Here is a 7,271-nt window from a genome sequence, read left to right as displayed (position 1 = left end):
GGAGCGGTCCTTCGCAAGCTCCCTAGATCGGCCAAGAGCGGACAGTGGCCGTTTAGTGCTCAGTCGATAGGAATAAAGAACGTGTCCGAAATTTCATTTCATGAAGCAACCATCCGCGACATCCACACACTCGACCGGGCAATCACGATTGTTGTTGATGAGGCAATCGTGGAGTCAGTAAAAAGCTCACTGCGGATCGAGCTTCGCGACGTTACGAGCATTGAGCGTGACGGGGTGTTGATCGATTCGCTAAAGGTGGAGAAAAAAGACGGCGAAATTCTTTCGCTGTTCACGACCTCAACTGGCATAGAGCTGGTCGTAGAGTGGCATGATTTTTCACCACTCGTATTTGAGACTAGGGCGTACAAAGTGCAGTGTCGCGAGTTCGCTGCAATGCCATGCCCGTAAGGTCTGCAATGGGTCGGTTGCAGTCCTTCGCTGGTAGACTGCTACCGGCCATAAGCGGACATTAAATCTTGAGGTAAGGACAGTGAAAATCGCAGCGTTCCTTGCTAACGAGCCACTAGCTTTGCCCAGTCGTGCCCGCCTATCCAGTCGCGCGACCTCCTCGCGAAGAAGCAGTTTTTCTTTACGTTTCCTCAAATCGTCCAGTTCACTCGTCATTCCTCCCTTTCCGAGGTGTTCAGTTGGGCACCCAAGGCTTGATCCGTCCAGTAAGCGCCCAACGAATGGCATAAAAAGTTGCCATCACTGCGACTGGGCCGACGACCGCAAACACAGCGGCCGCCATCTTGCCGTTAGGACTGCGGGTAATAAAAATACCGACGACGCAGAAGAGGAAGCCGCAAACGGCTCCAAGACATGCAAATCGGAAGAGAATTAATTATAAATGTTTCATTGTTTTCCTAGGTGATAGCCCTGTCGAGCCGGCGATGGATTAGGGACGCCATCGACAGCAAATCCTCTGCGTCATCCTTAGACATATTCCAGTGAATGCGGGCTTCGTGCGCAGTCGTATTCCTGAACATTCCGGCGACTCCTCGTAGCAGGTTTGCGAACCCTTTTTGCTCGCTTCGTTCGCTGTCGGTCGACAATGCATTGATACGAACCAGAGGACGTTCTCCGGCAAGTGCCTTATCAATAAGCGCGGCACCATCTTCATTAAGTCCGCTTTTCGACCGGAGTTTGTCCATGACACTCTTTACGGTCTCCAGAACTGCATGAAAGTAGTTGTTTACCAGAAGCTCTTCTCTACAGAATTTTAGGACGTCAGCGTGCACGCCTCGTTTCACCAGGTCGGCGCGAAGCTCGTCAGCACGGACCCTTGCCTCCGAAATTGTGCGCGCCTGCCGTACCTCGTGGAGCAAGCCACTATGATCAATTGCCAACCCAGCGAACAATAGAGCTTGGTTCACGCGAACACGCATGGGCTCGAAGCGATCAGGGTTGGACACGTATCGTTCAGGCTTCACCGACTTTCGGATGAACGCGAGTACATGCAGCCTATCCTGTCTGCTATTTTGGTCAACAGCGAAAGCATTGTAGAGCCGGATGCGTTTGGTCGCGTTCGGATCGACATCCGTGATACGGCTCGCGCTGAGCAGAAATCCGATTTCTGAGCATGTTAGCCCGCTTGAGGTATCACCGAGCGCAGCAGCAATTGCTTCCAGCTGCGTGTCGGTAAAGAAAAGAGAACTCATATTTTTCCGGTCTTATTCGGTTTTCTCCCGTAATACCAGCATTGCATCCGCTATGGCGTAACAGTGCTCTGCGATAGCTCGGGCTGAGTGATCACCGCTCAGTTCGGTTGCAGTTGGCCGAAGGCTGCCTAGTGCCTGGGCGGCGAAATAGCCAAGCAAGCTCATCCCATGCGAACCTGCGCTAGGTTGATTGTCGCGCGTGGTGGGGAAGACAAGCTCAACTTCACCACTAGCTAATTTGAAGGAAGGCTGGTTTGGCATATTGACCTCTGTTTCTGGCTACCGGCCCATGCGGACGCCAATGACGCGTTTTTTCATGCTCACTTTGCCGGTTTATGTTTTTGGACGATGGCAGCAATCTCTGCGTCAAGTTGTTGCTGCTCTTTCCTCAGCTTCAGTGTCGCTTTTTGCTGAGCCTCCCGCTGCGCTTTGGCGCCTGCAGGATCAAATCTTTCGCCAATATAGTTGGCCTGATTCTCTTCCGGGAAGTCCTCAAAATAGTCTGACCACTCACCCATCTCTGCTCTCCTCTCGGTTGTACCGACTGCCGGTCGCCACGGACGCCGTTAGGCGCAGATTTCCCGAGCGTAGCCCGCAGCGTGTTGCAATAAGGCAATCTTATAGCCATGGGCCATTCGGGTCCACAAGAAGTTGATGATTTTTCAGTTTTCGCTACAACCAAAAGTGAAGCGCACGCAGTCGGTTAAGAGGGTGTAGACAAAATCGACGGCGTAACTATGGCATGCTATCTCTGATGTGGAGGGGCATGCCATGGCAACGAAACAGCGACTCGATTCTCAGCCGCTAGCGAATCCTGGCGGCAGGCCGTCAGCATTAAAACCTGAGCATATCGCAGCTTTGCACGAAATCGTATCGGAGCACGCGCAAGCCAGTTTAGAGGAAATTGCCAACGAGCTGGATCGTCGCTGCGGCGTGCGCGTTTGCACAGCGACGATCCGGCGCGCGTTGCGTGCACAAGGGATCGTGCGCCTCAAGACAGCTCGACGGGTTTCCCCGACTGCCGATAAAGGACCAAAGCGCTACGGCTACACGGCGGCGCACCGGCGCGAAGACGTACCCTTCTATAGCACCAATCTGACAGACGCTGAATGGGACTTGGTCGCCGACTTGTTCGAGCGCGCTCCTGGCCATCGAGGCACGCCGCCCCATTAAAGTCGACGCGAGCTGGTCAACGCCTGTTCCTATGTATTGCGTACGGGCTGCGCCTGGCGGCTATTGCCCACGACGTTCCCACCCTGGCAGGCAGTGTACAAAACCTTTGCGCGTTGGGCCGCAGCAGGCGTGTTCGCGCAGATGCAAGACCGATTGCGCGAGCAGTGGCGCCTACGTATGGGGCGCACTGAGACGCCGACAGCGGCCGTCATCGATGCTCAGTCCAATCGCAGTTCACCCCAGGGCGGCGAAAGCGGCTTTGATGCAGGCAAGAAGGTCAAGGGGAGAAAGCGCAACCTCGTCGTCGATACGATGGGCCTGATCATCGCCCTGACAGTGACCGCGGCGAGCGTGCAGGATCGCGATGCCGCCGCTGCAGTCGTCGCGAAGGCATGTGCTAAAGCGCCCGGGCTTCAAAAGCTTTACAACGACGGTGCATACGGTGGGAAGTGCGCTCGCGATATCGAGGAGCGTCACCATATCCGTGTCGAAGTCATACGGCGCCCGGGAAACGGCACGACGGGAACCTTGCACAACGCTGCGCAAGCGACCGCGCCGGCTGCAGAAGTCGACACCGCGTTCGTGGCTCTGCCAAAGCGATGGGTCGTTGAACGAACGCATGCTTGGACTGAACGCTGGCGCCGCACGGTAATGCATCCCGACCGAAAATTAGATATTTCGGCCGCTTGGGTTTGGCTGGCCGAGGCCCGAATGCTACTCAGCCGATTGACTTATCGGAGTTAATTTCGTCCACACCCACTAAGAATGCCTAACAAAACCTCTTACTTGCTGTGGTAGCAACAACCTCGTACACTGAGCCGACGTCCGCAATCGGCCCAGCCTGTGTAAAAACTCAAAATCCAAGCCTTGGCCACGAATTGTACGGACCAAAGCTAATTTCGGCGCGTTGAGAAGCGTTCCAGGGGGCGTAATCCCGTTTGACAGTTTTCATCAACACCAGCGTGGAAACCGCTTCAAGCAGGCCTTGTAGCGTCAGAAAATGGGCGTGCGCCATGATCGCTGCGAGCATTTTCTCGGGGCCGAGAATCGCCATCAAGCGCCTGAAGTTATAGGCGAGCACGTGCAGGCTCATTTCTGCTTTCACGCGCTCCATGCCTTTCGTCAGGAAATGCGTAGCGCCCATCCATGCCTTGATCGTCGCGTATGGATGCTCAACCGTTGAGCGCCTGATTCGCATGGCATCCGGCGTCTGTTCGAGACGCGCCTGCATCTCATCGAGCACGTCCTGATGTTCCCAGCGGGTTACCCGCCTGTTAGCGCTCGGCGTGCATTTGTCTTTGAGAGCACAGCCTTTGCAGTTCGAGCTCCAGTACCGGTGGTTGGTCATGCCCTTCTCGACGCTGGCGAAGCGCCATATTAAAGACTGGCTTGCCGGGCAGCGGTATTCGTTCTTTTGCGGGTCGTAAATGAAGTCGGCCTTGTCGAACCGGCCATCGGCTTTGGCTCCGGAGGTTTTCGTGGGAGGCACCAAAGTGCAAATACCTGCTTCATGGCAGGCAAGGATTTCTTCGCCCTTGAAATAGCCGCGGTCAGCAATTGCTGTCAGTGTCGCCGTGCCGATCGCGGCCCGGGCTTTCTTGGCCATGTCAGACAATTGGTCTCGGTCACTGCCGTTATTGGTTACCTCATGTTCGACAATCAAATGATGCTTGGCGTCGACTGCAGTTTGCACGTTGTAGCCAACGATGCCTGAGCCGCGCGTCATCATCGAGCGCGAGTCCGGATCGGTGAGCGAGATCTGCGTTTCGCCAGTCTCCATCAGCTTCGCTTCGATTTCCTTAAGCATCGCCATTTGCGATTTCATCGCCGCGATCTTGTCGTTCAGACGAGCGCTTTTCGACTTTGCAGTGGCTGGTTCCTGCCGGTCAGCGGAATCAAGTTCTGCCAGGTAGCGGCCGATATTGGCTTCGATCTCCGCCATCCTGCGCTTGAGTTTGGCATCGGTAAAATTGCGGCCGCTGCTGTTGACAGCCTTGAATTTGCTGCCATCGATCGCGACGACCGCGTCCGAGAAAAGATCCAACTGCTGGCACAGAACGATGAACTGCCGGCAGACTTTACCAATCGCCTTGCCGTTGTCTTTTCGAAAGTTCGCAATTGTCTTGAAGTCGGGCGCCAGGCGTCCGGTTAGCCACATCAACTCGACGTTGCGTCAAGCCTTCGGCTCGATTGAATACGGTTGAGGTAGCCGTAAATGTAGAGTTTGAGAAGCACAGCAGGATGGTAAGCCGGCCGGCCCGTCTTCGCCGGATGCACGCGCCCAAATCCGAGGCTGGCAAGATCAAGCTCTTCGACAAACACATCGACTACACGAACCGGATTATCCTCAGTCACGTAATCGTCCAGATGCTCAGGCAGCAGCGTGCCTTGTCCGCGTTCTTCGCCTTCAATAAAGCGCCTCATATAGCACCCGTGATGATGAGATACTGGTTCAACGTTTACTGGTACGATTTCGTTTACATGGCCCTACGTTTTTACACAGGCTGGGCCAGAAGCAGAGGATCATGAAGCGATGAGTGCTGTTCAAGCCATGAACGCAACATGGCCCCCTGGGTGGCGTGCTTTGTCTCACTCGCCAGAACGCCAAGCGCAAGTTCTATGATGGTGATAGCAGACACAAAGAGGTCAGCGGCATCAACGCTCTCCGCCCATGCCGTTACGTTCGTATTGGCCTTGCCAAGCCGCACGTTGCGGAGTTCGGACACCACGTTGGTATCGAGAACAAACATTATGAGAAATCAGCCGCCCGTGTTTCGATGGTCACGCGGGGAGGCTCGAGCTCAATGTCGGTAATACCCGGTATAGCCAGCGCATCAGCAATGTTGCGCCGCTGCTTTGTAAGTCGCTGATATTCCTCAAAGCTCATCAGTACATGGGCCGGCCGGCCTCGATCTGTGATGAACACCGGCCCATTGGTTGCGGCCCGTTTTGCCTCGCTCACCCCTTGGTTGAACTCGCGGCTGGATATGGTGATAATGGTCATGGCAACCCCTTATGCTTGCTCTATGCAGTGATGTTACTACTAGTGCAAGTGAGTGCAAGCTAACTGGTGTAAACGAATAATAAAGTTTGCCATATGCATCCATATGGGGAGGCCGTTCCAGCACGCTGTTCCTGCGAATAATGTTTGCCATAGCTCGCAGGGCGAAGGCTTCGGTGAAGTCCCCTTTCGACCCAGGCTGTGTAAAAACGCGAGATCTGTGTGTTTTCGGGGATCTCTTTACCATTCCCGACCTCGAGAAAACGCCGTCGACAGCGTTCTGAGAGCCCTGGTGTCGCCGGCGTACTGCCGGCTTTGTGTTTTTACACAGCTTGGGCCGACTGCAGACGTCAGTCAGGCCGCATCCCGGGCTACAGCAGGATTCGGTCGACGCTGCCGCATCGTTACTCACCAAAAAAAGGTGTTTCCTACGTTCACTAATAGGCTCTGTTGAGCCCAGTTACGCTTGTCTCTTTATAGTTGTGAACTTTGCTTCCCCAAGCTTTTCGAAACCGATTAATCTGACGCGCATGTTAACGGCTGTCTGTGGATTGCCATAGGACGAAGGCCGGGTCGACATCGTTGACGGACGTCGTCATGCGACGAACTCGGTCCATTCTAGCCTTCAGCTATTCGACTGCGTCTGGGAAAGCAGGGCAAAGAGCACACACGTGACGCCCACAACTGTCGCGCACGAGAGATTTCCGTGTCGTGATTTTCGCCTTAAGAGTTGTCCCGTGGACGAGATTGTCGTGAATTCGATCCCTAACTCGACCATTTGTCGCAAATTTCGTCCTTAGTGCACTCAGTTCCACGAATTATTTCCAAAGTGCCTTAGAACTAGTCCGGCTATCCCTATTGTGGCGTTTCCAAGGAGCGGATAGTAATAAGACCCTAAAACACCCAGATCCTGCGTTGTATGAAACTCCTATCAGTTGCGCCTTGACCGACCGGACGCAGTCGAAAAAGAGCGCGAACAGAACTTCGTTGCTTGTCATGAAAGCAACGAACCGTACACTAAGCCACTCTAAGCGTCCGCTCTCGGCACGATGTGTCGAAAACTCGGTCAGGTCGCCGCCGAAACAAGAGAAAGCGTTTTCTCGACTGTTCAGAACCGCACCTATGAAACTTACCCGGACGTCTTGGCAAAGTACACCGCGGCCTTTTACAATGTCACGCTCCTCCGTGACGCGCTTGAGCTCGGCCTTCAAGCGCCGCATCTCGTCGGACTGGGCATTAATGGCCTTCCGCTCCACCTCTGGTACGCCATAGCGCTTCGTCCATGCGTACAGGCTGTGGATGCTTATCCGGAGCCGTGCGGCTACTTTGATCGCTGGGTGATTGCTCTGCTCCACCTGTTTGACCATTGCAATCTTAAATTTCTCTGTGTACCGCTTGCCGCTCATACGTTCTCCTTGTGCCGATATTATGGCTCA

Annotated in this window: 5 protein-coding genes and 3 pseudogenes; 2 read left to right on the top strand and 6 right to left on the bottom strand. The window is 54.5% G+C overall.

Going from position 1 to position 7,271, the window contains the following annotated elements; genetic code table 11:
• On the top strand, nucleotides 1–408 hold a 408-nt coding region (locus ACHAC9_RS18985), incomplete at its 5' end, for a hypothetical protein (protein ID WP_435762231.1).
• A gap of 458 nt (nucleotides 409–866) precedes the next feature.
• Here the strand turns inward: ACHAC9_RS18985 and ACHAC9_RS18980 are convergent.
• A complete protein-coding gene (locus ACHAC9_RS18980) occupies nucleotides 867–1,661 on the bottom strand; it encodes a TIGR02391 family protein (RefSeq protein ID WP_435762229.1) in 795 nt (264 codons plus the stop codon).
• A gap of 320 nt (nucleotides 1,662–1,981) precedes the next feature.
• Nucleotides 1,982–2,179 (bottom strand): hypothetical protein, encoded by a 198-nt coding sequence (locus ACHAC9_RS18975; RefSeq protein ID WP_435762227.1) that lies wholly within the window; start codon nucleotides 2,177–2,179, stop codon nucleotides 1,982–1,984.
• A 253-nt stretch (nucleotides 2,180–2,432) separates the two neighbouring features.
• On the opposite strand from ACHAC9_RS18975, the pseudogene ACHAC9_RS18970 reads away from it, so the two are divergent.
• Nucleotides 2,433–3,578, top strand: a pseudogene (locus ACHAC9_RS18970) (IS5 family transposase).
• A 265-nt stretch (nucleotides 3,579–3,843) separates the two neighbouring features.
• Here ACHAC9_RS18970 and ACHAC9_RS18965 read toward each other — a convergent pair.
• The 4 genes and pseudogenes from ACHAC9_RS18965 to ACHAC9_RS18950 form a co-directional block, all read right to left on the bottom strand.
• Nucleotides 3,844–5,258: pseudogene (locus tag ACHAC9_RS18965) on the bottom strand (IS1182 family transposase); the annotation flags it as partial.
• A 116-nt stretch (nucleotides 5,259–5,374) separates the two neighbouring features.
• Nucleotides 5,375–5,587 (bottom strand): annotated as a pseudogene (locus ACHAC9_RS18960) (VapC toxin family PIN domain ribonuclease); the annotation flags it as partial.
• Complete coding sequence (locus ACHAC9_RS18955; RefSeq protein WP_435762225.1) at nucleotides 5,584–5,838, bottom strand: type II toxin-antitoxin system Phd/YefM family antitoxin; 255 nt, start codon at nucleotides 5,836–5,838, stop codon at nucleotides 5,584–5,586. The pseudogene ACHAC9_RS18960 and the gene ACHAC9_RS18955, both read right to left, overlap by 4 nt.
• Before the next feature lie 815 nt (nucleotides 5,839–6,653).
• A complete protein-coding gene (locus tag ACHAC9_RS18950; protein ID WP_435762223.1) occupies nucleotides 6,654–7,241 on the bottom strand; it encodes a transposase in 588 nt (195 codons plus the stop codon).
• Nucleotides 7,242–7,271 lie beyond the last annotated feature (30 nt).

The organism is Massilia sp. CMS3.1 (assembly GCF_051262535.1).
Lineage (GTDB): Bacteria > Pseudomonadota > Gammaproteobacteria > Burkholderiales > Burkholderiaceae_D > Telluria.
The sequence above is the reverse complement of the archived record's forward strand: the minus strand, read 5'-3'. Positions and strand labels throughout refer to the sequence as shown.